The sequence below is a fragment of the Streptomyces sp. CRN 30 genome, assembly GCF_034105845.1.
In genome coordinates this window covers 39,252-63,013 of the sequence record NZ_JAVRHI010000169.1, presented here as the reverse complement: position 1 = coordinate 63,013, position 23,762 = coordinate 39,252, and the positions used below count along the sequence as shown (strand labels likewise).

Genomic DNA, 23,762 nt, shown 5'->3' with positions numbered 1-23,762 from the left:
CCTAACTTGTCGGGGTGGGCGGTTTCGGCCCGTCGTCACCTGGCGGTGTCTCGTCCGGGTCCTCTTCCGGCAGCACCAGCGGCGTGCCGGTGACCGGGTCGGGGATCACCCGGGCGCGCAGGCCGAACGCGCGGTGCAGCAGCTGTGGTTCGAGTACGTCGCCGGGGGCGCCGTCGGCGAGGACCCCGCCGTCGCCGATCACCACCAGGCGGTCGGAGTAGCGGGCCGCGAGACCCAGGTCGTGCAGGACCATCACGACGGTCGTGCCGGACACGCGGTTCACCCGGCGCACCAGCCGCAGCACGTCCAGCTGGTGGGCGAGGTCGAGGAAGGTGGTCGGCTCGTCCAGCAGCAGGGTGGGTGCCTCCTGCGCGAGCACCAGGGCGATCCAGGCGCGCTGGCGCTGGCCGCCCGACAGCTCGGTGACCGCGCGATCGGCGACCTCCACCAGACCGGTGTCGGCCAGCACCCGTTCCACGACCGCGTCGTCCTGCGGGGTCCAGGGCCGCGCCCAGCTCTGGTGCGGGTTGCGGCCCCGCATCACCAGGTCGCGGACGCTGGTGCCGGCGGGGGCGACGGGGTTCTGCGGCAGGATCGCCAGGCGGCGGGCGACGGCCCGGGAGCGGGCGCGGCGGATGGGTTCGCCGTCCAGCAGCACCGTGCCCGCGCTGGGCGCGAGCAGCCGCCCGAACGCCTTCAGCAGCGTGGACTTGCCGCAGCCGTTGGCCCCGAGGAGCGTCGTCACCGTACCCGCCTCGATGACGAGGTCGAGGCCGCTGAGGACGGTGCGCCCGTCGTAGCCGAGGTGGACCCCGCGGGCTTCGAGGACGGGGGCGGTGCCCCGGTCCGCGGTGGTGGGCGCGGTCACGTCGTCATCTCCTTGCGGTTGCGCAGCAGCAGCCAGATCAGGCAGGGCGCGCCGATCGCCGTCGTCACGATCCCCACCGGCACGTCCCACGTGAAGACGGTGCGGGCGGCCGTGTCCGCCGCCAGCACCAGGCTCGCGCCGGTCAGCCCGGACAGCAGCAGCGGCGGCCGGGTCGCGCCCGCCGCCCGTACGGCGATCTGCGGCGCCACGAACGCGACGAACCCGACCGGCCCGGCCGCCGCCACGGAGGCAGCCGTCAGCAGCACGGTCAGCGCCAGCACCACCAGGCGGTGCACCTGGACCGGCAGTCCGACACCGCGGGCGATCTCGTCGCCGAGGTGCGACACGGCCAGCGCCGCGGACCCGGCGAGCGCGAGCGGCACGAGGACCGCGACGACGCCGAGCAGCGGCCACACCCCGTCCCAGGACGACCCCGCGAGCGAGCCGACCAGCCACTCCGACGCCGCCGACACCTGCGTGATCCGGGCCTGTACGAGCAGATAACTCGTCCCCGCCTCCAGGATCGCCCCGACGCCGATGCCGACCAGGACCAGCCGGTAGCTCTGCACGCCGCCGCGCCAGCCGAGCCCGTAGACGAGCACGGCGGCGAGGATCGCGCCGAGCGCGGCGACCGTCGGCACGCCCGCGCCGAGCAGCGCGCCGCCCACCGACTCCCCGCCGCCCCCGATGAGGATCGCGGCGACCGCGCCGAACGACGCGCCGGAGGAGACACCGATGACGTCGGGGGTGGCGAGGGGGTTGCGGGTGACGGTCTGCATGAGCGCCCCGGCGACGCCGAGCGCGAGGCCGACGAGCGCGCCGGTGAGGACGCGCGGCATCCGCAGGTCGAGGACGATGAGCCGGTCGACGGCGTCACCGCGGCCGACGAGTGTGCGCAGGATGCCGGGGACGGAGACGCCCGCGCCGCCGACCGCGATCGCGGTGACCACGAGGGCGCACGCGAGCAGCAGCCCGGCGAGGGTGACGAGCAGGGTGCGGGGCCGCCAGGTGAAGCCGAACGGTCCGACGAGCAGGCCGCGCCGGTGGAGCGGCGCCGCTTCCAGGGTCTCGGCCGGGGCGTTCACAGGCTCACCAGGGACCGGCGCCGCGCCACCGCGACGAAGAACGGCCCGCCGATGACGGCCATGACGATGCCGACCTGCACCTCGGCGTAGCCGGCGACGACCCGGCCGACGACGTCGGCGCACAGCACGAGCAGGCATCCGACCAGCGCGGCGGCGGGCAGCAGCCGGCGGTGGCCCGAGCCGACGAGCGCGCGGGCCAGGTGCGGCACGACGAGCCCGACGAAGGCGATGGGTCCGGCCGCCGCCGTCGCCGCGGCCGTCAGCAGGGTGATGGCGCCGAGGCCCACGGCCCGCGCCAGCAGCAGGTTCTCGCCCAGGCCGCGGGCGAGTTCCTCGCCGAGGGCGAGGTTGTCCAGGGCACGGGTGTTGAGCGCGGCGAGCACGAGCCCGGCGACGGCGAACGGCACGGTGCCGTGGACGTCGTCCAGTTGCCGGCCGGAGAGCGAGCCGACCACCCACAGGGTGTAGGCGCGCAGGCTCTCCCGGTCGGCGAGGGTCAGGAAGGAGGTGACGGCGCCGAGCAGCGCGGAGACGGCCGTACCGGCGATGGCGAGCGGTACGGGGTTGGCCGTACCGCTGCCCGCGATCGTGATGGCGAAGGCGGTGACGCTCGCCAGCAGCGCGCCGATCAGCGCGAGTCCGACGGAGGCGCCGGTGCCGGACACCCCGAGCACGACGATGCCGAGGACGACCGCGAGACCGGCGCCGGCGGAGACGCCGAACAGGCCCGGGTCGGCGAGGGGGTTGCGGGTGTGGCCCTGCATCACGGTCCCGGCCACGCCCAGGCACACACCCACCAGGAGCCCGATGACCGTACGCGGCACCCGGGACCCGTAGACAACGGTGGCGTCCGTGCCCGACCCTGGGTGCAGCAGACCGTGCAGGACCGCGTCCGGCGCGAGCCGGTTGCTGCCGATCAGGACGCTGGCGAGAGACACGACGGCGACCGCGAGGAGCAGCGCGGCGAAGACGCCGGCGCGCGCGCCGCGCGAGGACCGTGACCGACGGGTCCGGCCCGCGGGCCTGGAGGACGCCGTGGCTATGATCACGAAGTTAGCTTAGCCTAACCTCATGACGACCAGTACGCGCCCCAGCGCCCTCGACCAGCGACTCTTCCGTGCCTCGGTCGTGTCGAGCACCCGACTCACGCCGAACATGCAGCGGGTGACCGTACGCGGCGAGGAACTGCGCGCGTTCCCGTGGCGCGGCTACGACCACTGGTTCCGGCTCTTCTTCCGCTGCGCGCACCAGGACAGCTTCCGCGAGCCGGACATCGCCGCCGACACCTGGTGGAAGCCGTACCTCGCGATGCCCGACGAGGTGCGGCCGTACTGCGCCAACTACACCGTCGCCGACTTCCGCGCCGACGCCGGTGAACTGGACATCGACGTCGTCGTGCACCGGGGCGCCGACGGCGAGACCGAGGGCACCGTGGCGATCTGGGCGTGCGCGGTGGAGCCGGGCGAGGAGATGGCCCTCCTCGACCAGGGCCTGATGTACGACGCGCCCGCCGACGCGTCCAGCGTGCTGCTCGTCGCCGACGAGAGCGGACTGCCGGCCGTCGCGGGCATCCTGCGCTCGCTCCCGGCCGACATGTCCGTACGCGTCGTCCAGGAGGTGCCGGCCGAGGCCGACCGCCGCGACCTCCCCGGCCCGGCCGGTACGCGCATCGACTGGGTCTGCCGCACGGACCCCCACGAGATCCCGGGCACGGCCGCGCTGGCCGCCCTGTGCGCCGACGGCACCGTCGACGCCACGGGGTACGCCTTCGTCGTGGGCGAGCAGAAACTGGCCACGGAGGCCCGCCGCCACCTCCACCGCTCGGGCATGCCGAAGGACCGGATCACGTTCTCGGGCTTCTGGAAGTCGGCGAGACGCTGACCCCGGCACGGGCGCGACGAGCCTGACGGCGCGACGGCGTCAGAGCTGCGATCCGCCGCCGTCCACGGCGAGTTCGGCACCGGTGGTGAAGGTGGCGTCGAAGGCGAGGAACACCACGGCCCTGGCGATCTCCTCGGAGGTTCCCAGGCGCCGCATGGGGTTCTCCGCGGCCATCTGCGCCTTCGTCTGCTCGGCGGCCTCGCGCGGCATCGACTTCTCCAGGATGCCCGAGTCGATCGGCCCAGGGCTGACCGCGTTGACGCGGACGCCGCGCGGCAGCAACTCCCTGGCCAGGCTGCGGGTCATCGACCGTACGGCGGCCTTGGCGGCGGCGTACGCGCTGAGCGCGGGGAGACCGAGCACGCCCGCGACCGACGTGGTCAGCACGACGCCGCTGCCCTCGGCCAGCAGCGGGGCGAGCTTCTGCACGGTGAAGTACGGCCCCTTGGCGTTGATCTTGAGCAGTTCGTCGTACAGCTCCTCGCTGGTCGCCTCGAAGGGGGCGAAGCCGTTGATGCCGGCGTTGACGAACAGGGCGTCGACCGTGCCGAACTCGGCCTTGACCCGGTCGGCCAGCGCCTCGATGTCGGCGAGTTCACCGGCGTCGCTGCGCACCGCGAGGGCGTTGCCGCCGAGCTGCGCGGCGGCGGCGTCGAGGGCGGCCTGGTCGCGCCCGGTGACGATCACCCGCGCCCCGCCGTCCACGAGTTTCCGCGCCGTGACGAGCCCGAAACCGGTGCTGCCGCCGGTGATGACGATCTTCTTGCCGTCGTATGCGCCCATGGGGACACACTCCGTTTCTCGGAAAGGAGGGAAGGAGGAAAGGAGGGAAGGAGGGAACGAGAAGGGGAAATGAGCCGCTGCCCGGCGGATGACCTCCCGGCCGGACACCATTGAGTCAACCTCCGCCCCCGGCCCGCCGTCCAAGACCTGTTCCGCACCCCGTCATGCGGCAGACGCATCACGAACGGGGCGCGAGTACGCTGGCGATGTGTCCGACAGCGCCCCGCCCCCGCCGCCGCCCCCGGACCTCGACCTCCGGCTGGTCCGCTACTTCACCGTCGTCGCCGAGCACCTGAACTACGCGCGGGCGGCCGACGCGCTGCACGTCGCCCAGCCGTCCCTGAGCCGCCAGATCCAGCGCCTGGAGACGGCCCTGGGGGTACGCCTCCTGGAACGCACCCCGCAGGGCAGCACCCTCACCGCGGCGGGCGCGGCGTTCCTCCCGCGGGCCCAGGCGCTGCTGCACGCGGCCCGGCAGGCGGTGGATGTCGCCCGCGCCGCGGCCCCGCAGCGCGCGATCACCGTCGGCTACGTCGAGGACCTGGTGATCACCCCAGCCGTACGCGACCTGCGCCGCCGCCTGCCCGACGCGCACGTGCGCACCCTGCACCTCGACTGGGACGAGGCCCGCGCCCTGCCCGAGCGGCGCGTCGACGCGCTCGTCATCCGCACTCCGCTGCCGATCCCGCCGGACGGCCTGGAGACGACCGTGCTCTACGACGAACCCCGGGCGCTCCTCGTCCCCGGCACGCACCGCCTCGCCGGCAAGGAGTCCGTCCGGCCGGACGACTTCGCCGACGAACCTCTCGTGGCCTGCGCCGGCATGGCCGCCGCCTGGACCGACTTCTGGCGTCTCGCCCCTCGCCCGGACGGCAGCCCGGCCCCGCTCGGCCCGCTGCTCGTCGACACCTTCGAGGACAAACTGGAGGCGGTCGCCGACGGCCGCGCGGTGGCCCTGACCCCGTCGGGCGACCGCCGCAGCGCCCTCCGCGACGACGTCACCACGGTCCCCGTGGAGGGCATCGAACCCTGCCAGGTGGTGGTGGCGACCCGCCGCGGGGACGGGAACCCGTTGGTGGGGGAGTTCCGGAAGTCGGCGCACACGCTCCTCGGCCACGAGGGGTGACGTTCGATGGCCCCGGCCGAGAAACGCATCCGCGCCTCCTGGAACCGCTGTGCGGAACGCGGACTCACCGCCGATTTCCTGCGCGTCCCCTTCCGCTCCGACATAGATGTCGAGTCGCCGCTCGTGCACAGGGCGGCTCCGGTATTGCGGGCATTGAGATCCACCCTCGCGGGCGAACCGATAGCCATTCTGCTCTCCGACGCGTCCGGTCTCGTACTCAGCCGGGAATGCGACGACACCGCTTTTCTGAGATCACTGGACGACGTGGTCCTGGCCCCGGGCGCCACCTACTCGGAGGAAGCCGTCGGGACCAACGGCTTCGGCCTGGCCCTCGCCGACGACCGGGTCTCGCTCGTGGCCTCCCACGACCACTACAACCCGTCGCTGCGTGAGGAGACGGCCACCCCTGGCTGACCCGCATCGAGGCACTGGAACGCGAGGCGATCCTCGACGCGCTGCACCGTACCGCCGGCGACGTCGGCGGCGCCGCGGCCCATCTCGGTATGTCCCGGGCGACCGTGTACCGCCGCATCAAGCACTTCGGCATCACCGGCGCATACCGCCGAATCGCGTCTCAATCTGAGAATCACGCCCGATAACCCCGGTCGATTCTTGCCCCACCAGGAATGAGAGTCCTAGCCTTCGAGCGGAAAAACGGCCTATCACCAGGAGAAACAATGGCGCGCGCACTCCGTACCGTCATCAGCCCCGGCCGGTACGTACAAGGAAGGGGAGCGATCCACCAGCTCGGCGAGTACCTCAAGCCGCTCGGTTCGACGCCGCTGGTCGTCGCCGACGACCTGGTGTGGGGCCTGGTCGGTCACGACATCGAGGCGTCGCTGAAGTCCGCCGGACTCCCCGTGACACGCGAGCGGTCCCTCGGGGTGCCGAGCGCCCGTGAGGTCGACCGGCTCGTCGCCGCCATCGAGGCCGCCGGAGCGGACGTCGCGGTGGCCGTGGGCGGCGGCAGCACCATCGACGCGGTGAAGGCCGCCGGTCACCTCGCCGGTATCCGCTGGGCCGACTGCCCGACCGTCGCCTCCACCGACGCGCCGTGCAGCGCGCTCTCCGTGATCTACACCGAGGGCGGGGAGTTCGAGGAGTACCGCTTCTTCCCGCGCAACCCCGACCTGGTCCTGGTCGACTCCCAGATCGTCGCCAACGCGCCGGTCTCCACGCTCGTGGCCGGCGTCGGCGACGCCCTCGCCACCTGGCTGGAGGCCCGCGCCACCGCACGTTCCAACTCGCTGACGATGGCCGGCGGCGTCCCCACGCTCACCGGCACCGCGCTCGCCCAGCTCAGCTGGGACATCCTCTGGGAGAACGCGCTCCCCGCGATCGACGCGGTCAAGGACAACACGGTGACCCCCGCCGTCGAGAAGGTCATCGAGGCCAACACGCTCCTGTCCGGCCTGGGCTTCGAGTCCGGCGGTCTGGCCGCCGCGCACGCGATCCACAACGGCCTCACCGCCGTCCCGCAGACCCATGGCCTGGCACACGGCCAGAAGGTGAACATCGGCTCCCTCACCCAGCTCGTCCTGGAGGGCGCGCCGGCCACCGAGATCCGTGACTTCATCGAGTTCACGACCCGGGTCGGCCTGCCCACCACCCTCACCGAGGCCGGTCTGTCGGTCGACGACGAGGAGTCCCTGACCAAGGTCGCGGAAGCGGCCACGGTCGAGACGGAGACGATCCACTCGATGCCCTTCGAGGTCCACACCGAGGACGTGGTCAGCGCACTCAAGTCCATCGAGCGCCTGGCCGTACGGGTCCGGGAGAACGCGAACCTGCCGGCCCCGGTGCGACACGAGGCCCACTGACCGGACCCGGAGACCCGGAGGGCACGCTCGGGCCAGAACCGGGGCGTGCACGGACAACTCCGCTCGCCCCGCCGCCCTATCGTTGCCCCGCCGTCGGCGTCAGTGCCCCGGCGGACGACGAGGAGCGCAGATGATCGACGATGACATGACGGGCGACGACGTCTACCAGCCCGACGGGTCCGAGGTACAGGACGACGCGGGTCTGCTGGACGCGTCGGACACCCTGGACTACCGGGCCGGTGACGAGGCCCTGGACGAGGGTTACTCCCCTCCCGAGCGGCCGTGGGGCGCCGAGCACACCGGCGTCACGGCGGCCGAGCGGCGGCACGGGGAGAGCCTCGACGAACGCCTCTCCGAGGAGCTGCCCGACATCGGCGTCCCCGAGGGCGACGGACTGGGCGACGCCTGGGACACCGACGGCGAACTGATCGACGACGAGGTCGGCCGGGACCGCGCGGGCCGGCTCCTCGCCCCCGACGAGGGCAGCCGGACCAACACCGAGTCCGACCTGTTCGCCTCGGACGTCGGTCTGGACGGCGCGGCGGCCTCCGCGGAGGAGGCGGCCATGCACGTGATCTCCGGCCCGGAGGCGTACTGAGTCCGGGGCAGGGGAGAGGCCCCTACAACCCGGGCTTCACCTCGAACCGCGGCCCCAGGTCCGGGTCGTCGCTTCCGGCCAGCTCGGTCACCAGGCCGTGTACCTGGGTGAGGTCGTGCAGCAGGACCCGCGTGTCCTCCACCGGCAGCCCGGCCGCGCGGCTGATCTCCTCCAGGTACCCGGCCTCGCCGTGCCGGTGCTCCTGTACGGCGCTGACCGCCTTGAACACCTGCTCGTGCCGCTCCCCGTACCCGGGGTGCCCGCGTCCGGTGAACGTCCGTTCCGCGCCCTGCCCGGACGGATCACCCACCGCCCGTTCGGCCAGGTCACCGGTCCGCCACTGCTGCTTGCCGCGGTGCCGGCTGCCGATCTTCTCCTCGTGGGAGATCGCGTTCCGGTGGGACACGTGGCGGCGCTGCTTCGACGCCCCGGTGGTCACGCCCTCGGCACTCGGCGCGTCACCGCTCCGGCGTGCCTCCAGAGCCGCCGCGCGACGCTGCTGCTCGTCGCCTTCCATCTTCTTGCGCACCATGGCGCGCTCCCGTCGTCGGAGATGCTGCTTGCGGTTCTTCCCGGGTTCTTCGGGTGACGGGTAACCACGTGGGGCACGTACCTCACATTCCGTCTCACCCCGTCCAGGCTCTTGACGTGTCCCTGCCGTCACTGGCTACATGGGAGCGCTCCCACGTCCACCCTCCCGCCCCGTGCCTCACTTCAGGAGCCGCAGTGAGAACACCCAGAAGCGCGGCCGCCGCCCTGTGCGCGGCCCTCATCACCCTCCTCGGCCTGCTCACCGTCGCCCCCGCCGTCGCCCAGGCCGCCCCCGAGCAGCAACCCCCCACCGCCGCCGCCACCGGCCTTCACATCTCGGGCGGCCGTCTCCTCGAAAGCAACGGCAACGACTTCGTGATGCGGGGCGTCAACCACGCCCACACCTGGTATCCGGGCCAGACCCAGTCCCTCGCCGACATCAAGGCACTCGGCGCCAACACCGTCCGGGTCGTCCTCTCCGACGGGTACCGCTGGTCCCAGAACAGCGCGAGCGACGTCGCCGCCGTCGTCGCCGACTGCAAGGCCAACCGGCTCATCTGCGTCCTCGAAGTGCACGACACCACCGGGTACGGCGAGGACACCGCCGCCGGCACGCTCGACCACGCCGCCGACTACTGGATCGGCCTCAAGGGCGTCCTCGCCGGCCAAGAGGACTACGTCATCGTCAACATCGGCAACGAGCCCTGGGGCAACACCAACCCCGAGGGCTGGACCGCCCCCACCGTCGCCGCGATCCAGAAGCTCCGCGCCGCCGGATTCCAGCACACCATCATGGTCGACGCCCCCAACTGGGGCCAGGACTGGCAGCAGGTCATGCGGGCCAACGCCCAGACCGTCTACAACGCCGACACCACCGGCAACCTGCTCTTCTCCATCCACATGTACAGCGTCTTCGACACGGCCGCCGAGATCACCGACTACCTCAACGCCTTCGTGACCGCGAAACTGCCGATCGTCATCGGCGAGTTCGGCGGACCCGCCGACGCCTACGGCGATCCCGACGAGGACACCATGATGGCCACCGCCGAGCAGCTCGACCTCGGCTACCTCGCCTGGTCCTGGAGCGGCAACACCGACCCGATCCTCGACCTCGTCCTCAACTTCGACCCGGCGCAGATGACCTCCTGGGGCCAGCGCATCTTCCACGGCGTCAACGGCATCGCCGCCACCGCGAAGGAGGCGACCGTCTTCGGCGGGTCCACCCCGGACAGCCAGGCGCCCACCACCCCCGGCACCCCGACCGCCTCCGCCGTCTCCACCACCTCGGTCACCCTGACCTGGCCCGCAGCCACGGACAACGTCGGCGTCACCGGGTACGAGGTCGTCCGCGTCAGCGGCTCGACGGAGGCCGTGGTCGCCTCCTCGACCTCCACCTCCGTCACCGTCTCCGGCCTGACCGCCGACACGGCGTACACCTTCGCCGTCTACGCGAAGGACGCGGCCGGCAACAGGTCCGCCCGCTCCGCCACGGTCGCCGTCACCACCGACGAGAACACCGGCACCCCGGGCGCCGCCTGCTCCGTCGGCTACCGCGTCGTGGGCGAATGGCCCGGAGGCTTCCAGGGCGAGATCACCGTCCGCAACACCGGCACCGCCGCCGTCAACGGCTGGACCCTCGGCTTCGCCTTCCCGTCCGGCCAGACCATCACCAACATGTGGGGCGGCACGCCGACGCAGAGCGGTTCGTCGGTGTCGGTCGCTGCTGCCTCGTACACCGCCGCGATACCTGTCAACGGCTCGGTGACGGTGGGCTTCACCGGCGCCAAGTCGAGCGCCAACGCCGCGCCCACGGCGTTCACGCTCAACGGAACGAGCTGCACCACCGGCTGACGGGCAATGGTGCCCCACCCCCAGGGCGACCGGGGTGGGGCACCGCGACGCGTCAATCCATCAGGTGTTCGCCGCGTACGAGAGGAAGTCGGTCCAAGCTCCCGGAGAGACGGCGAGCTGCGAGCCCTGCCGTGCCTTCGAGTCCCGGACGTGGACTATGGCGGGGCTCTGGCTCTCCGCGACTTCGATGCAGTCGTCACCCTGCGAGCCGCTGTAGCTGCTCTTGAACCAGGCCAGCTCGGACGTGTTCATAGCGCTCCTCGCATTCGTTTGAGCAGGCCCAGGGAGTCCTCGGGCGTCAGGGCCTGCGAACGCATCTTGGCATAGCGCTGATGAAGCCGGCTGATCTCCTTCGGGACAGTGATCAGCCGTCCGTTCTCCTGCCCTTCTGAGTACCCGAACCACTGGTTGTCCGGCGTCTCCGCCAATCGCATTGGCCCGTCCAACCCGGCGTGCACCGGCTGCCGCAACGGCATCAGTTGGAACTCGACGTTCCAGTGCCGCTCGATCACGTCGAGCAGGTGGTCGTACAGCTCACGCGTGACCTCTTCGCCGCCCGTGTGCCGTTCCAACACCGCCTGTTCGATGATGAAGCTGAAGGCCGTCGGAGGCTTGCGACTCGTGGACAGCAACTCATGTCGAGCCATGCGGGCGGCGATACGCGCGTCCATCTCCTCTTCCGTCGGAAGCGGTGGCACGCTGAACGACACCGCCCGCGCGTATGCCTCGGTCTGCAACAACCCGGGCACCACCCGGCACTCGTAGGTGTACAGACTGACGGCCTCCGCCTCCAACTGGGCCCACTGCCGGAACCAACTGGCGATCCCCGGCTGCCGGGAGAGATGGCGAGCCGCCCCCTTCAGCGTCCCGAACGCGTCCAGTACCACCTCCGCCCGCTCCACGAACGGCTGTGGCGGATAGCGTCGGCCCTGCTCGATGGAGGCCACCGTCGGCAGTGAGTACTGCACTCGCGGCGCGAACTCCTCCTGGGTCAGGCCGGCCCGCTTGCGGAACGCCTTGACCACCTCACCGAACGACTTGAGGCTGTCCGACGCCTCCGGCTCATTGCCACCACCGCCACATCCAGAGGTACTCGCCCCGCCCACACCGTCCGCCATGTCAGTTCCTCTCGGTCGCCCCGCGCTCACCAACCTCACCGGCCCACTCATGGTCACGTAAAGTGACAGATACTGTCCATGGAGTTAACTCCTACGCTGGGGTCGCGTACGGGTTGCTGAGCTGGTGATACCGACGTGCTGGGGGTGCGGGGACGGTCACCGGCGGACCGGCAGGGTGATGCCGTACGCCCGCATCTTCCGGTAGATCGTCGTGCGGGAGATGCCGAGCCGCTGGGCCGCGAGGAGTTTGTTGCCGTCGGCCGCCAGCAGGGCCTGGACCAGGGTGTCCCGTTCGGACGCCTCCCAGGCGCTCAGCGGCCGGCCGCCCGAGCTGTGCAGCGACGGGGGCAGGTCACCGGGTCCGACGCGGTGGGTGCGGCGGTTCGCGGCGGCCCGGCCCAGGACCTGGCCCAGCTGACGGACGTTGCCGGGCCAGTCGTGCCGGCGCAGCAGCGGGAGGATCTCCGGCGTGTACGTCAGGTCCGCGTCGACGCGTCGCAGCAGACAGTCGGCGAGGGCCGGGAGGTCGGCGAGACGATGCCGCAGGGCGGGCACCGCGGCGGCTTCGGCGAAACTGCGCCGCAAGGGCTCAGGTACGTCCGGTACGTCCGGTGACGCGTGGTGGCTCGTGCTCACGCACCCCACGACCCAGGTGCCCCGTGCCGCCGCGGCGTCCAGCGCACGGGCGACCTCGGACGCCTGTCCGGGCGGTACGGCGTCGAGGTTGCGCAGGACGAGGGCACGGCCCGGCCCCGCGGGCGCCGCGCGCAGGACGGCCGGCAGGCCGTTGCCGGTCACCGCACCCGCGCCCGCCCCGTCGGCACGGAGGGCCGCCGCGTCCACGACGACGGGCGCCCAGGCCGCACCGGTCAGCGTGTGCGCCGCGCGGATCAGCGCCGTTTTTCCCGTCCCGGGTTCGCCGTGGAGCAGGAGCGGTGTCCGGGCGCGGGCGCAGCGCGACACCGTGCGGGAGACGGTGTTCCAGGCCGGGTCCGTCCCGGCCAGCCCCGGCAGCGGCCACGGCTGGGACGCGTCCCGCTCCGCGCGGGAGCGAGAGTGCGTGCCGGGCCGGGCCTCGTCGCGGGGGCGGTCCGTGAAGGCCAGCTCCAGCAGGTACCCGGCGGCGCCGGCGGGACTGTCCACCCGCCGGCAGCGCATCAGTACGGTCGTCCCGCCGGTCAGCCGTACCTCCGTGCGGACGCGCGGCGCGTGTCCCGACGCGGTGGCGGCCTCGTGCAGGAGCCGGTGGTCGTCGCCGGTGAGCCGCGCCGACGCCGCGGAGTTGGCGAGTACGAGATCCTGGCCGAGGCAGAGCACCGGCCGGTCACCGTAATGGGTCACCTGCTGGAACGCCTCCAGCAGGGCACGCTGGTGCGAGCTGGTGAACTCGTACATCACGCGCTCGATGTCACCGGCGGCCTCCTGCACCAGGGCGGCCATCAGGGTGCGCGCCGGGCCGTTCCAGCAGGTCAGGTTCATGGCGCCCTCGACCCGCCCGGTGACCGAATTGCGGATCGGGGCGGCGGCGCAGGAGACGCCCTGCAACCGTTCGTTGAAGTGCTCGGTGCCCAGGACGACGTTGGGCCGGCGCTCCTCCAGGGCGACCCCGATGCCGTTGGTCCCGACGAACTGCTCGGCGTAGTTGAAGCCGGGCGCCAGGTGGACGCGGTCCAGGTGGGCCGAGAGCCGCTTCTCCCCGACCCGGCGGTCCCGCACCCAGCCCTTCCGGTCCGTCACGATGACGCACGCGTCCGAACCCGCCAGTGCCCGCTCCAGCCGGTCCAGGACCGGTGTGGCGGCACGCATCAGGCGGCTCTCGCGGTCGAAGTCAGGCTGGTAGGGGACGACCACCTCGTCCGGGCAGATCCCCAGGTACTTGGAGCGCTGCCAGGAGTTGCGGATGGCCTCGGGCACGACCGACGCGGGCGGCTCGGGGCTCTCCAGGAACTTCAGACGTGCTCGCGCGATCGTCCGGTCCCGCGCTGTGCTGTCACTGAGCATGGCGTCTCCGATGGGCGTGTTTCCGCCATGTTACGAAGGCGTTTGCGTGTGTCAACGGGTTGTTCGCGAGCAATGCCCGTCTCCGTGTTCCACATTGGAAAACTCGACGGCGCTCCCCGCGCCCACGCTGGTGACCGACGCCGCACGGAGAGTGCGGCGGCTCAGCGTCGAGCACAGGAGGACACCATGACTTCCGCGACTTCCACCGGGAACGCACCCCGTACCGCCCGTACCGCCCGTACCGCCATCGTCACCGGAGCCGCCCGCGGGATCGGCCGCGGCATCGCGGAGCGGCTGGCCGCGGACGGGCTGGACGTGGCCGTCGCCGACCTCCCCGGCATGGGCGAGGAACTGGCCCAGGTGGCCGCCGGCATCGAGAAGACGGGCCGCCGGGCCCTCGCCGTGCACACGGACGTGACCAGCAAGGAGCAGACCGACGCGCTGGTGGCGCAGGTGGCGGCGGAGTTCGGCAAGGTCGACGTCTACGTCGCCAACGCCGGTATCGCCCGGGTCACCCCGCTGCTGGACACCGGCCTCGACGAGTTCGAGCAGGTCATGGCGGTCAACCTGCGCGGTGTCTTCCTCTCCTACCAGGCCGCAGCCCGGCAGATGATCGCCCAGGGCACCGGAGGCAAGATCATCGGCGCAGCGTCGATCGTGGCGTACCGCCCGTTCGCGCTGCTCGGTACCTACTCGGCGTCGAAGTGGGGCGTCCGCGGGCTGACCCAGGCCGCGGCCATGGAGTGGGCGCGGCACGGCATCACCGTCAACGCGTACTGCCCGGGGATCGTCGGCACCGACATGTGGGACCTGATCGACGAGCGGCTGGCGGAGGAGGGCGGGCTGCGCAAGGGCCAGGCCATCAGCAAGCACGCGGAGGCGATCGCGCTCGGCCGGGTCGAGGAGCCCGCGGACGTCGCGTCCTTCGTCTCCTACCTGGCGTCGACGGACTCGGACTACATGACCGGCCAGTCCGTGATGATCGACGGCGGAATCCAGTTCTCGTGAGGCCCTGACCCACACGTTCGTCGCGAAGTGAATCGAGGGGAACCATGTACTCCAAGGACGGCGAGAACTACTTCATCGTTGACGCGCACATCGCCCTGTGGGACGCGCGCCCCGAGAACCAGCTGAACATCCACGGCAAGCAGTTCATCGACTGCTTCTACGACTACCACCGCAACCTCGGCCCCGAGGCCGAGCACTGGCCGTACGAGGAGTTCCTCTACCAGGGCGGCGAACGCCTGATGAAGGACCTCTTCACGGACGGGTACGTCGACCACGCCATCTTCCAGCCGGCCCGGCTCGGCGCCTTCTACCGCAACGGCTTCGGGCAGACCGAGGAGGCGTTCGCGCTCACTCAGAAGCACCCGGACAAGCTGACGTACAACCACAGCTGGGACCCGCGGTACGAGCAGTCCGGCCTCGACCAGCTCCGCCGGGACGCGGAGCGGTTCGGGCTCAAGGGCGTCAAGCTGTACACCGCCGAGTGGAAGGGCGACTCGCGCGGCTACAAGCTCGACGACCCCTGGTCGCGCCGCTACCTGGAGGCGGCGATCGAGCTGGGCATCAAGAACATCCACATCCACAAGGGCCCCACGATCCGCCCGCTGGACCGGGACGCGTTCGACGTGGCCGACGTCGACTCCGTGGCGAGCGACTACACGGAGCTGAACTTCGTCGTCGAGCACTGCGGACTGCCCCGCCTGGAGGACTTCTGCTGGATCGCCACGCAGGAGCCCAACGTGCACGCGGGCCTCGCGGTGGCCATCCCCTTCATGCACACCCGTCCGCGCTACTTCGCGCAGATCATCGGGGAGCTGCTGTACTGGCTGGACGAGAACCGCATCCAGTTCTCCAGCGACTACGCGCTGTGGACGCCGAAGTGGCTGATCGAGCGGTTCGTCGACTTCCAGATCCCGGAGGACATGCAGGACGAGTACCCGCCGCTCACGACCGCCCAGAAGAAGAAGATCCTCGGACTCAACGCGGCGGCCATGTACGACATCGAGGTCCCGGCCGGGCTCGGGATCACCGAACCGGCGGTGGCCTGAGATGCCCGCCACCGCGACGCGGGAGCGGTCCGTGCGCGCGGCGCTGGACACGGTCCTCGACCCGGAGCTGGACGAGCCGATCACCGACCTCGGTTTCGTACGGTCCGTGACGGCGGCCCCCGACGGAACGCTCACCGTCCGCCTCCGCCTGCCCACCTCCTTCTGCTCGCCCAACTTCGCCTATCTGATGGCCTCGGACGCCAAGGACGCGCTGGCGGCGCTGGACTGGACCCGGGATGTGGTGGTCCTGCTGGACGACCACCACGACTCGGAGCTGATCAACCGCGGACTGGCCGCGGACGCCGGCTACCGGGGCACGTTCGGCGCCGAGGCGGAGAAGGATCTCGAAGAACTCCGCCTGACGTTCCGCCGCAAGGCCCACACGGCGGCGATGGAACGGGCCCTGACGCACCTGCTCCGCGCCGACCCCGGCCTCACCGAGGAGGCCCTCCACGACGTGGTCCTCGGCGACCTCCCGGACGTGGCGTCGACCGGCGCGCTGCTGCGGCGACGGCAGTCCCTGGGCCTGGGCACGGCACCGTCCGACCCGGTACTGGTGGACGAGGAGGGCCGCCGCTACCCACCCCGGGAGATCCCCCTGCGCCTGCGCTTCGCCCGTTCGGTGCGGGTGTCGATCGACGGCAACGCGCACTTCTGCCGGGGCCTGCTCCGCACCCGCTACCCGGAGTCCGGGGCCGACCAGTCCCCCCGCGCGGAGGAACTCTTCCACCTCACCGTCCCGCCGAAGGAGAACGCCTCGTGAAAGCAGTCCAGGTCGTGGGCTACGGCAAGAACCTCGAACTGACCGAGGTCCCGGCCCCCGAGGTCACCAACCCCTACGACGTGATCGTCAGGATCGGCGGGGCCGGCGTGTGCCGCACCGACATCCACATCCTCGAAGGGCAGTGGGCGGAGAAGTCCGGGGTGACGCTGCCCTACACGATCGGCCACGAGAACGCCGGCTGGGTCCACGCGGTCGGCTCGGCCGTCACCAACGTCCGCGAGGGCGACAAGGTCATCGTGCACCCGCTGATCACCTGCGGACTCTGCCGGGCCTGCCGCGCCGGTGACGACGTGCACTGCGAGAACAACCTCTTCCCCGGCATCGACACCGCCGGCGGGTACGCCGAGTACCTGAAGACCTCCGCGCGCAGCGTCGTACGCATCGACGACTCCCTCGAACCGGCCGACGTCGCGGCGCTGGCCGACGCGGGGCTGACGGCGTACCACGCCGCCGCCAAGGCCGCCCGCCGGCTCCGCCCGGGTGACCGGTGCGTGGTCATCGGCGCGGGCGGTCTCGGACACATCGGCGTTCAGGTACTGGCGGCCCTCACCGCCGCCGAGATCGTCGTCGTGGACCGCAACCCCGACGCGGTGGACCTGGCCGTCTCCATCGGAGCGGACCACGGTGTCCTCGCCGACGGCGGCCACATCGACCGGGTGCGGGAACTGACCGGCGGGCACGGCGCGGAGGCGGTCATCGACTTCGTCGGTGAGGGCGGCGCCACCCGGGACGGCATCGCCATGCTGCGCCAGGCGGGCGACTACCACGTGGTCGGCTACGGCGAGAACCTCGACGTCCCGACCATCGACATCATCTCCGCCGAGATCAACTTCATCGGCAACCTCGTCGGCTCCTACAACGACCTCTGCGAACTGATGGTCCTCGCCGCGCGGGGCCGCGTGCGCCTGCACACCGCCAAGTACTCTCTAGACCGCTTCCAGGACGCGCTGGACGATCTGGAGAGCGGCCGCATCCGGGGCCGGGCCATCCTGACCCCCTGACCCCCCACACCGAAGGACGTGACCTCTTGATTCTCATCACCGTGAAGTTCAAGGTGCTGCCCGAGCACGCGGACCGGTGGCCCGAGGTGGTGGAGGAGTTCACCCGGGCGACCCGCGCCGAACCGGGCTGCCTGTGGTTCGACTGGTCCCGCAGCGTCGAGGACCCGGAGGAGTACGTACTCCTGGAGGCGTTCCGCGACGACGAGGCCGGCGCGGAACATGTGCACTCGGCGCACTTCAAGGCGGCCCAGCAGACCCTCCCGCCCCACCTCGCCGCGACGCCGAGGATCATCAACGTGAAGGTCGACCAGGAGGGGTGGTCGTCACTGGGCGAAATGGCGGTCGACGGCGACTGACGGAAACCGGCCCGTCACCTGTACGTACGGCACCCGCCCTTCAGACCGGCAGACGCCCGCTCGGCCCGGCCGGGTCGCCGAGCCACACGGTCTGGTCCCATTCGGTGACGGTCATCCCGAACGCGGTCTGATCGGGCGCGCCCTCCTCCTGCCACACCGTGTGCTGGAGCTGGTCGGTGATGGCCGCGGTGATCCGGCCGGTGATGGCCGGGGGAAACCATGCGAACTGCCCGTTCGGGTTGCACTCGTAGAAGTGCCACCGGTGCCACCGCCCGGAGGCGTCGAGCCCGAAGTCGAAAGCACCGTAGACCAGCCCGAACGAGGCGAGGTAACCGCGCACGGCCTCCGCCACGCCGGGTGGCGTGTCGAGAAGGGTGTAGGCGAGGCCGTCGTAGTGCCTGCGCCAGTCGAGGCCGGGCGAACCGTCGATCCGTACGGCGAAGAGCCGGTCGCCGACAGCGGTCAGCCGGATGTCCGCGACCTTGTCCACGCGCCGCTGGAACAGATGCACGGTGCGGGCGATCCCGTCGTCCAGTCGCTCCACGGCGACCTCTTCGACCCATACGGTCAGGCCCTGGCCGTCCGGCCCCGCGTAGGGCCCCGGCCGGCGCCAGTACACCGACCGTACGTCCGCAGGTTGAGTTCTTCGATGACAGTGTCGGCTGTTGTGTCATCGGGTCGGGTGCAGACCAGGACGGGGGCTGACGTGGTCAATCGGAGTCCCCTTCCTGGTCGCTGCCCTCGTCCGGATTGCCGTCCGGTGAGGTCCTGGTCTGCGTCTCCTTGCACGTCTCGCTGCGCTTGTGCCGGTCCATGACCGGGAGATCCAGTCCGTCGGTGCCGCTCCATCGTACGGTCTGGCTCACCGGATCCAGGACGACCGTTGCCGAGGTCAGCACGGCGGTCGCCGGAAACGGCTTCATGCGGGTCAGCCCCCACGGCCTCGGCGTCACGACTGGATCCCTCGCAGAATCACGTCCGTGAGCAGCAGTGCCACGGGCGCCGAGCAGACGCCGAGGTGCACGAGCGCGTACCGGACCTCGCCCTCGCGGTCGTCCGCCCACGGCGTGCGGATGTCCATCGCCGGAAGCTGGATACCGGCCTGACTGAGCGCGTCGGCGAGGGCGTCGCGGGCGTCGAGCGCCTCTTGCGTCTTGAGGGTGTGGGGCGTGCAGGGGTTCATGTGCGTCCTTGAGTATGCGGTTCTTCCGTTTCTCCACCCCGCCCAACTGCGTGAATTACGTTGCGTAGTGCGGGTGTTACGAGAATGCGCCCGAGCGTGACCTGCCACGCCGTGGACGGAACCGTGCTTCTCCGTCGTGCGGAGGTGGTTCCACACCCGCCACACGGAAGGGGAGCGGTATGCCGCAGCGTCGCGTCATCACCGGCCGCAGCCAGGAACCCCGCCAGCGGTTCGCCGAGGAACTGCGCGGCCTACGGACGCAGCAGGGGACGAGCCTGCGGCAGCTCGGTGAGCGACTGGGCTGGGACTGGTCGCTCTTCGGCAAGATGGAGAAGGGCGAGACGCTGAGCAGCCCGGAGGTGGTCCAGGCGCTGGACCAGTACTACGGAACGCCGGGGCTGCTGCTGGCCCTGTGGGAACTGGCGGCCGGCGACCATACGCAGTTCAAGGAGCGGTACCGCCGGTACATGGCCCTGGAGGCCGAGGCGGTGAGTCTGTGGCATTTCGCGGTGAGTGTGCTGCCGGGCCTGTTGCAGACACCGGGCTACGCCCGTGAGGTACTGACGGCGGGCGGCCTCAAGGGAAAGGAGCTTGAGCAGCAGGTGGAGGCGCGAATGGGGCGCCGGGAGTTGTTGGAGGGGGATGACGCGCCTCGCTTCCGCACCATCGTTTCCGAGGCGGTGCTGCGGACGGCTCTACTGGACACGGTCGAGTGGCGTGCCCAGCTGGAGCACCTGGCAGCGATGTCGGAGCGCCGCAACATCGCTGTCCACGTGCTCCCGTTCAGCTCAGGCCCCTACGGACTGGACAGCACCGACGTGTGGTTCCTACGGCTGGCGCACGGACGTACGGTGGCTTACACAGAGAACGCCCACCGTGGCGACCTCATCGAAGACGGCGCGGCGGTCGAGAAACTGCAAGGTGCCTACGATGCAGTTCGCGACTTGGCGCTGCCCCTGACCGAGTCTCGGAATGTCATCCTGCGCATGTTGGAGGAAGTACCGTGCGATCCGTCGATCTGAGCGCCGTGACGTGGCGTAAGAGCTCGTACAGCAATTCTGACGGAGGCGCGTGCGTCGAGGTATCCGACGACCTCCCTACCCTCGTCCCGGTACGGGACAGCAAGTCGCCCCACGGCCCCGTGCTCATATTCCCGGCACGGGACTGGTCCGCCTTCGTCACGGCCGTTACGGCTCAGGCGTTGTAACCACCGTGTGCGTCCAGCACCGCCCCCGTGACGTACGACGCGGCCGGGCCGGCCAGGAACGCGATCGCCTCGGCGATCTCCTCGGGGCGGCCCATGCGCTGGAGGGACAGCGAACCGAGCAGCACCTTGAGGGTCTCGGGGCCGGGCCCTTCCATGCCGCCCTCCATCAGCCCGGCCTCCACGACGTTCGCGGTGATGTCGCGGGGCCCGAGGTCGCGCGCGACACCCAGCGTGTACCGCTCGACGCCTGACTTGGTCGCCGCGTAGTCGGCGAGCCCGGGGGCGCCGACCCGGGAGCCGAGCCCGGAGCTGACCGTGACGATGCGGCCGCCGGTGCGCAGTACGCGGGCGGCGGCCCGGATGACGGCGATCACGCCGAGGTAATTCGTGGCGTGCATGCGGTCCAGCGCGGCGGTGTCGGCGTCGGGGTCGTCGACCGTACGGCCCTGTTCCACGGAGATCGCCGCGTTGTTGACGAGGATGTCCAGCCCGCCGAAGCGGGCGACCACGTCGTCGATCAGGGCCGGTGCCCCGCTGGTGTCCGCCTGGTCGGACCGGAAGGCGACGGCCTTGCCTCCCTGGGCCTCCACGTCGTCGACGACGGCCTGTGCCCGCTGCTCGGAGCTGACGTAGGTGAAGGCGACCTCGGCGCCCTGTGCGGCCAGCAGGCGTACGGTCGCGGCGCCCAGTCCGCGCGACCCGCCGGTGACCAGGGCGACCTTGCCGGTAAGCGGCTTGCTCATGTTTCTCACACCTCGTTGATCGATCTGCTCGACAGTCACAACGTTAATGGTTACGACAGCGCTGTCGCAACCTTTCCTGTTACGACAGCGTCGTCGTAACATGAGGCGTTGCGGCCGACCGGGAGGAGGGTGCGTGAGCGCTAACAGCAGGCTGACGATCGCCGCCCACGCGCTGGCCTGGATCGGCCTCTATCAGCGCCAGGGGCACGAGGTCGCCACCTCCGAACAGATCGCGACCAGCGCGAACACCAACCCCGTGGTGATCAGGCGGCTGCTCGGCGAACTGCGCGCGGCCGGGCTCGTGGAGTCCCGGCGGGGCGTGGGCGCGGGCTGGTCGCTGGCGCGCGGGCTGGAGTCGATGACCCTGCTCGACGTGTACGAGGCGGTCGAACCCGGCCCGCTCTTCGCGATGCACCGCGCCACCCCGGACCAGGGCTGCGTGGTGGGTCACGGCATCCAGCCGGCGATGCGGGGCATCTACGAGGGCGTCGAGCAGGCCATGAGGCGGGAACTGGCCCGCGTCACGCTCGCGGACGTGCTCCGGGACGTGCTCGCAGCGCCGAACACCGCCTGATCCGCCGCCGGCCTGCTGGCCTCCTAGGCGCGCCCGGCCGCGCCCAACGCGTGCGACAGTGCCTCGACGGTCACGCCCACGATGGCCGAGAGCTGGGCGGGACCCGCCCCGGCCCTGCTCATGACGGCGAGGGACTGGTTCACGGCCGCGATGTGTTCGGCGAAGGCGTCGGCGTCCTGATCGGCCAGCCGCCCGGCCTTCAGGGCGGCGCGCAGCCGCGAACGCTGGAAGCCGAGCGCCTCCTTGGCGTGCGCCGCGACGGCCGGGCTCAGTACCGGGACCGCCATGGCCGACTGGGCGATCAGGCACCCGTCGGGAAGGCCGGGGTCGGCGATGCGGTCGAGGGTGACGGCGAAGAACGCGCGGACGGCGGCGAGGGGTTCCGGTGCCGCGCAGGCCAGGGCGGCGTCGTACTTGTCGCCGTAGCGCGCGGCGTAGCGGTCCAGGCAGCGCAGGAAGAGCCGGTCCTTGTCGCCGAGCGAGGAGTAGATGGAGCTGCGGTTCAGGCCGGTGACCCGGGACAGGTCGTCCAGTGAGGTGTCGGCGTAGCCCGCGCGCCAGAACTGGATCATCGCGGCGTCGAGCACCGTGTCCATGTCGAACTGCTTCTTGCCTGCCATGAGGCCATCTTATCTTGAACTGTTCGGTCCAAGATGTGTTACGTTCCGGACATGACCACGACTGCGAACCACCCGCGCGACCTCCCGCTGCACGATCTGCACGACTCGTACGGCCTCGGCGGGTTCACCCATCGCTGGGTCGACGCGGACGGCATCCGTCTGCATGCCGTCGACGGCGGCCGGGCGGACGGCCCGGCCGTCGTCCTGCTCGCGGGGTTCCCGCAGACCTGGTGGGCCTGGCGCAAGGTGATGCCCCACCTCGCCGACCGGCGGTTCCGCGTCATCGCGATCGACCTGCCGGGCCAGGGCCACTCCGAGCGCCCGGAAGGCGGCTACGACACCCATACGGTCGCCGCCCGCGTCCACGCCGCCGTGGAGGCGCTCGGCGTGGACGCGGGCTACTGGCTGGCCGCCCACGACATCGGCGCCTGGGTCGCCTTCTCCCTCGCCCTCGACCACGAGAGCGGGCTGCGCGGGCTCGCCCTGCTCGACGCCGGAATCCCCGGCATCACCCTGCCGGAGACGATCCCCACGGACCCGGCGCGGGCGTGGAAGACCTGGCACTTCGCGTTCCACCTGGTACCCGGCCTGCCGGAGACACTGCTCACCGGCCGCGAACGGGAGTACGTCGGCTGGTTCCTGCGGACGAAGGCCCTCGCCCCCGACGCGTTCGACGACGCCGACCTCGACCACTACGCGGCGGCCCTCGCCGCCGACGGCGGCCTGAGCGCCGCCCTCGCCTACTACCGCGACGCCGACGAGTCCGCCCGCAAGAACCATGAGGCCCTCGACCGGCGGCACCTGACCGTGCCCGTCCTCGGCGTCTCCAGCAGCCACGGCTCCATCCCGGACATGGCGGCCTCCCTCGGCCCCTGGGCCGACCGCACCACCGGAGTCGTCGTGCCCGACGCCGGCCACTTCATCCCCGACGAACAGCCCGAAGCCGTCGCCACCGCGCTGACCGACTTCATCACCGGTGACGCCTGATCCGGCCCGAACCCACCGGCGTGAGCTCCTGCCCGGAGAGACTGCGAGGGGGACGGGTTCGTGGAGCACGAGGTTCGCGCCGGCCGGTGGAGACGAGTGAGTCGGTGGTGCCGGATCACCGGGACCGCCGCGGTTGGCGGCCTGTGCCGTCGCCACGCTGCACCCCCTCTTCCCGACTCCGGAAGCCGAAGTGGCGTCCGCACGTGTGGTGATGCCCTTCCTGCGGGCCTGGCTCGGCGGGCTGTCCGGTGCGGGAGGCATCGCCGCGTCCCGGCAACTGTGTCGGGACGTGACGTGGCCTGGGGAGCCACCGACCGCTTCACCGCCATCGCGGCATTCAACCCCGGACACCCCCCAACTGCTGTCCTGGCCTTGGCCCTGGCCGCAACCGGCATCGGCGTCCACGCCCTGTACGCCTTCACCGAACGCCTCGCCGGCCACCCGGGGCCTGGCCGGCAGACCACGCCGACTGTCCGCGCGCAGCGGCCTCAGGTGAACCCGGGGCGGGAGCGCGGTGTCCCGCTGTCCCCTGTCCCGGTCGTGCACGAGGAGTAATACCGCCCCCGCGTCCGAATCTGCCCGTGTGCGCGC

General features: G+C 71.3%; 30 protein-coding genes. 17 read left to right on the top strand and 13 right to left on the bottom strand.

Annotation, left to right across the window (positions count from 1 at the left end):
* Window position 1 precedes the first annotated feature (1 nt).
* The 3 genes from UW392_RS16785 to UW392_RS16775 are packed head-to-tail and all read right to left on the bottom strand — an operon-like array spanning window position 2 to window position 3,002.
* Entirely contained in the window at window positions 2-868 is an 867-nt protein-coding gene (locus tag UW392_RS16785; RefSeq protein WP_320775819.1) for an ABC transporter ATP-binding protein, read from the bottom strand.
* The gene (locus UW392_RS16780) at window positions 865-1,953 is read right to left on the bottom strand and encodes an iron ABC transporter permease (protein WP_320775818.1); all 1,089 of its coding nucleotides are present in this window, start codon (window positions 1,951-1,953) and stop codon (window positions 865-867) included. Before UW392_RS16780 ends, UW392_RS16785 begins: the two co-directional genes overlap by 4 nt.
* Window positions 1,950-3,002 carry an iron ABC transporter permease gene (locus UW392_RS16775; protein ID WP_320775817.1) on the bottom strand — a complete coding sequence of 351 codons (1,053 nt, stop codon included), beginning with the start codon at window positions 3,000-3,002 and terminating at the stop codon, window positions 1,950-1,952. The genes UW392_RS16780 and UW392_RS16775 overlap by 4 nt, the downstream gene beginning before the upstream one ends.
* A 22-nt stretch (window positions 3,003-3,024) precedes the next feature.
* On the opposite strand from UW392_RS16775, the gene UW392_RS16770 reads away from it, so the two are divergent.
* Window positions 3,025-3,834: a siderophore-interacting protein gene (locus UW392_RS16770; RefSeq protein ID WP_320775816.1), complete on the top strand. Its 810-nt coding sequence runs from the start codon at window positions 3,025-3,027 to the stop codon at window positions 3,832-3,834.
* 39 nt (window positions 3,835-3,873) lie between these two features.
* On the opposite strand, the gene UW392_RS16765 is transcribed toward UW392_RS16770, so the two are convergent.
* Entirely contained in the window at window positions 3,874-4,617 is a 744-nt protein-coding gene (locus UW392_RS16765; protein WP_320775815.1) for an SDR family oxidoreductase, read from the bottom strand.
* Between the two features lie 208 nt (window positions 4,618-4,825).
* Between UW392_RS16765 and UW392_RS16760 the strand changes: the two genes are divergently transcribed.
* The 5 genes from UW392_RS16760 (at window position 4,826) to UW392_RS16745 (ending at window position 8,161) form a co-directional block, all read left to right on the top strand.
* Window positions 4,826-5,743, top strand: coding sequence for a LysR family transcriptional regulator (locus UW392_RS16760; protein WP_320775814.1), 918 nt, complete (start codon window positions 4,826-4,828; stop codon window positions 5,741-5,743).
* Between the two features lie 6 nt (window positions 5,744-5,749).
* Complete coding sequence (locus UW392_RS16755; RefSeq protein WP_320775813.1) at window positions 5,750-6,157, top strand: hypothetical protein; 408 nt, start codon at window positions 5,750-5,752, stop codon at window positions 6,155-6,157.
* Window positions 6,154-6,342 carry a helix-turn-helix domain-containing protein gene (locus UW392_RS66980; RefSeq protein ID WP_414496291.1) on the top strand — a complete coding sequence of 63 codons (189 nt, stop codon included), beginning with the start codon at window positions 6,154-6,156 and terminating at the stop codon, window positions 6,340-6,342. The genes UW392_RS16755 and UW392_RS66980 overlap by 4 nt, the downstream gene beginning before the upstream one ends.
* Before the next feature lie 78 nt (window positions 6,343-6,420).
* On the top strand, window positions 6,421-7,563 hold the full coding sequence (locus UW392_RS16750; protein WP_320775812.1) for a glycerol dehydrogenase: 1,143 nt from the start codon (window positions 6,421-6,423) through the stop codon (window positions 7,561-7,563).
* Between the two features lie 130 nt (window positions 7,564-7,693).
* Entirely contained in the window at window positions 7,694-8,161 is a 468-nt protein-coding gene (locus tag UW392_RS16745; RefSeq protein WP_320775811.1) for a DUF5709 domain-containing protein, read from the top strand.
* A 22-nt stretch (window positions 8,162-8,183) separates the two neighbouring features.
* Here UW392_RS16745 and UW392_RS16740 read toward each other — a convergent pair whose 3' ends face one another.
* Window positions 8,184-8,693, bottom strand: coding sequence for a hypothetical protein (locus UW392_RS16740; RefSeq protein ID WP_320775810.1), 510 nt, complete (start codon window positions 8,691-8,693; stop codon window positions 8,184-8,186).
* Window positions 8,694-8,887: 194 nt separating this feature from the next.
* Here UW392_RS16740 and UW392_RS16735 point away from each other — a divergent pair, with 194 nt between their 5' ends.
* On the top strand, window positions 8,888-10,543 hold the full coding sequence (locus tag UW392_RS16735; protein ID WP_320775809.1) for a cellulase family glycosylhydrolase: 1,656 nt from the start codon (window positions 8,888-8,890) through the stop codon (window positions 10,541-10,543).
* A 60-nt stretch (window positions 10,544-10,603) separates the two neighbouring features.
* Here UW392_RS16735 and UW392_RS16730 read toward each other — a convergent pair whose 3' ends face one another.
* The 3 genes from UW392_RS16730 to UW392_RS16720 form a co-directional block, all read right to left on the bottom strand.
* Window positions 10,604-10,795, bottom strand: a complete 192-nt coding sequence (locus UW392_RS16730) for a DUF397 domain-containing protein (RefSeq protein ID WP_320775808.1) — start codon at window positions 10,793-10,795, stop codon at window positions 10,604-10,606.
* Entirely contained in the window at window positions 10,792-11,661 is an 870-nt protein-coding gene (locus UW392_RS16725; RefSeq protein ID WP_320775807.1) for a helix-turn-helix transcriptional regulator, read from the bottom strand. Before UW392_RS16725 ends, UW392_RS16730 begins: the two co-directional genes overlap by 4 nt.
* Before the next feature lie 156 nt (window positions 11,662-11,817).
* A complete protein-coding gene (locus UW392_RS16720) occupies window positions 11,818-13,662 on the bottom strand; it encodes a sigma-54-dependent Fis family transcriptional regulator (RefSeq protein WP_320775806.1) in 1,845 nt (614 codons plus the stop codon).
* A 186-nt stretch (window positions 13,663-13,848) separates the two neighbouring features.
* On the opposite strand from UW392_RS16720, the gene UW392_RS16715 reads away from it, so the two are divergent.
* Genes UW392_RS16715 through UW392_RS16695 form a run of 5 tightly spaced genes read left to right on the top strand, consistent with a single transcriptional unit; the run spans window position 13,849 to window position 17,857 of the window.
* On the top strand, window positions 13,849-14,670 hold the full coding sequence (locus UW392_RS16715) for an acetoin reductase (RefSeq protein ID WP_320775805.1): 822 nt from the start codon (window positions 13,849-13,851) through the stop codon (window positions 14,668-14,670).
* Window positions 14,671-14,714: 44 nt separating this feature from the next.
* Complete coding sequence (locus UW392_RS16710; RefSeq protein WP_320775804.1) at window positions 14,715-15,716, top strand: amidohydrolase family protein; 1,002 nt, start codon at window positions 14,715-14,717, stop codon at window positions 15,714-15,716.
* A gap of 1 nt (window position 15,717) precedes the next feature.
* Window positions 15,718-16,479 carry an iron-sulfur cluster assembly protein gene (locus UW392_RS16705; protein WP_320775803.1) on the top strand — a complete coding sequence of 254 codons (762 nt, stop codon included), beginning with the start codon at window positions 15,718-15,720 and terminating at the stop codon, window positions 16,477-16,479.
* A complete protein-coding gene (locus tag UW392_RS16700; RefSeq protein WP_320775802.1) occupies window positions 16,476-17,501 on the top strand; it encodes an NAD(P)-dependent alcohol dehydrogenase in 1,026 nt (341 codons plus the stop codon). The genes UW392_RS16705 and UW392_RS16700 overlap by 4 nt, the downstream gene beginning before the upstream one ends.
* 26 nt (window positions 17,502-17,527) lie before the next feature.
* Window positions 17,528-17,857 carry a putative quinol monooxygenase gene (locus UW392_RS16695; protein WP_320775801.1) on the top strand — a complete coding sequence of 110 codons (330 nt, stop codon included), beginning with the start codon at window positions 17,528-17,530 and terminating at the stop codon, window positions 17,855-17,857.
* 40 nt (window positions 17,858-17,897) lie between these two features.
* On the opposite strand, the gene UW392_RS16690 is transcribed toward UW392_RS16695, so the two are convergent.
* The 3 genes from UW392_RS16690 to UW392_RS16680 form a co-directional block, all read right to left on the bottom strand.
* Window positions 17,898-18,476, bottom strand: coding sequence for a hypothetical protein (locus UW392_RS16690; RefSeq protein WP_320775800.1), 579 nt, complete (start codon window positions 18,474-18,476; stop codon window positions 17,898-17,900).
* A 91-nt stretch (window positions 18,477-18,567) separates the two neighbouring features.
* The gene (gene tgmA, locus UW392_RS16685; protein WP_414496258.1) at window positions 18,568-18,810 is read right to left on the bottom strand and encodes a putative ATP-grasp-modified RiPP; all 243 of its coding nucleotides are present in this window, start codon (window positions 18,808-18,810) and stop codon (window positions 18,568-18,570) included.
* A complete protein-coding gene (locus tag UW392_RS16680; protein ID WP_320775799.1) occupies window positions 18,807-19,040 on the bottom strand; it encodes a hypothetical protein in 234 nt (77 codons plus the stop codon). Before UW392_RS16680 ends, tgmA begins: the two co-directional genes overlap by 4 nt.
* A gap of 179 nt (window positions 19,041-19,219) precedes the next feature.
* On the opposite strand from UW392_RS16680, the gene UW392_RS16675 reads away from it, so the two are divergent.
* Window positions 19,220-20,062 (top strand): helix-turn-helix transcriptional regulator, encoded by an 843-nt coding sequence (locus tag UW392_RS16675; protein ID WP_320775798.1) that lies wholly within the window; start codon window positions 19,220-19,222, stop codon window positions 20,060-20,062.
* On the top strand, window positions 20,044-20,247 hold the full coding sequence (locus tag UW392_RS16670) for a DUF397 domain-containing protein (protein WP_320775797.1): 204 nt from the start codon (window positions 20,044-20,046) through the stop codon (window positions 20,245-20,247). Before UW392_RS16675 ends, UW392_RS16670 begins: the two co-directional genes overlap by 19 nt.
* On the opposite strand, the gene UW392_RS16665 is transcribed toward UW392_RS16670, so the two are convergent.
* Window positions 20,235-20,990, bottom strand: coding sequence for an SDR family NAD(P)-dependent oxidoreductase (locus tag UW392_RS16665; RefSeq protein ID WP_320775796.1), 756 nt, complete (start codon window positions 20,988-20,990; stop codon window positions 20,235-20,237). The two genes, UW392_RS16670 and UW392_RS16665, sit on opposite strands and share 13 nt — an antisense overlap.
* A gap of 133 nt (window positions 20,991-21,123) precedes the next feature.
* Between UW392_RS16665 and UW392_RS16660 the strand changes: the two genes are divergently transcribed.
* Window positions 21,124-21,564: an Rrf2 family transcriptional regulator gene (locus UW392_RS16660; RefSeq protein ID WP_320775795.1), complete on the top strand. Its 441-nt coding sequence runs from the start codon at window positions 21,124-21,126 to the stop codon at window positions 21,562-21,564.
* Window positions 21,565-21,587: 23 nt separating this feature from the next.
* Here the strand turns inward: UW392_RS16660 and UW392_RS16655 are convergent, their stop codons facing one another.
* Window positions 21,588-22,184 (bottom strand): TetR/AcrR family transcriptional regulator, encoded by a 597-nt coding sequence (locus UW392_RS16655; protein WP_320775794.1) that lies wholly within the window; start codon window positions 22,182-22,184, stop codon window positions 21,588-21,590.
* A gap of 51 nt (window positions 22,185-22,235) precedes the next feature.
* Here UW392_RS16655 and UW392_RS16650 point away from each other — a divergent pair, with 51 nt between their 5' ends.
* Both UW392_RS16650 and UW392_RS16645 read left to right on the top strand, forming a co-directional pair.
* Window positions 22,236-23,171, top strand: a complete 936-nt coding sequence (locus UW392_RS16650) for an alpha/beta hydrolase (RefSeq protein WP_320775793.1) — start codon at window positions 22,236-22,238, stop codon at window positions 23,169-23,171.
* Window positions 23,172-23,543: 372 nt separating this feature from the next.
* Window positions 23,544-23,726, top strand: coding sequence for a hypothetical protein (locus UW392_RS16645; protein ID WP_320775792.1), 183 nt, complete (start codon window positions 23,544-23,546; stop codon window positions 23,724-23,726).
* The last annotated feature ends 36 nt before the right edge of the window (window positions 23,727-23,762 follow it).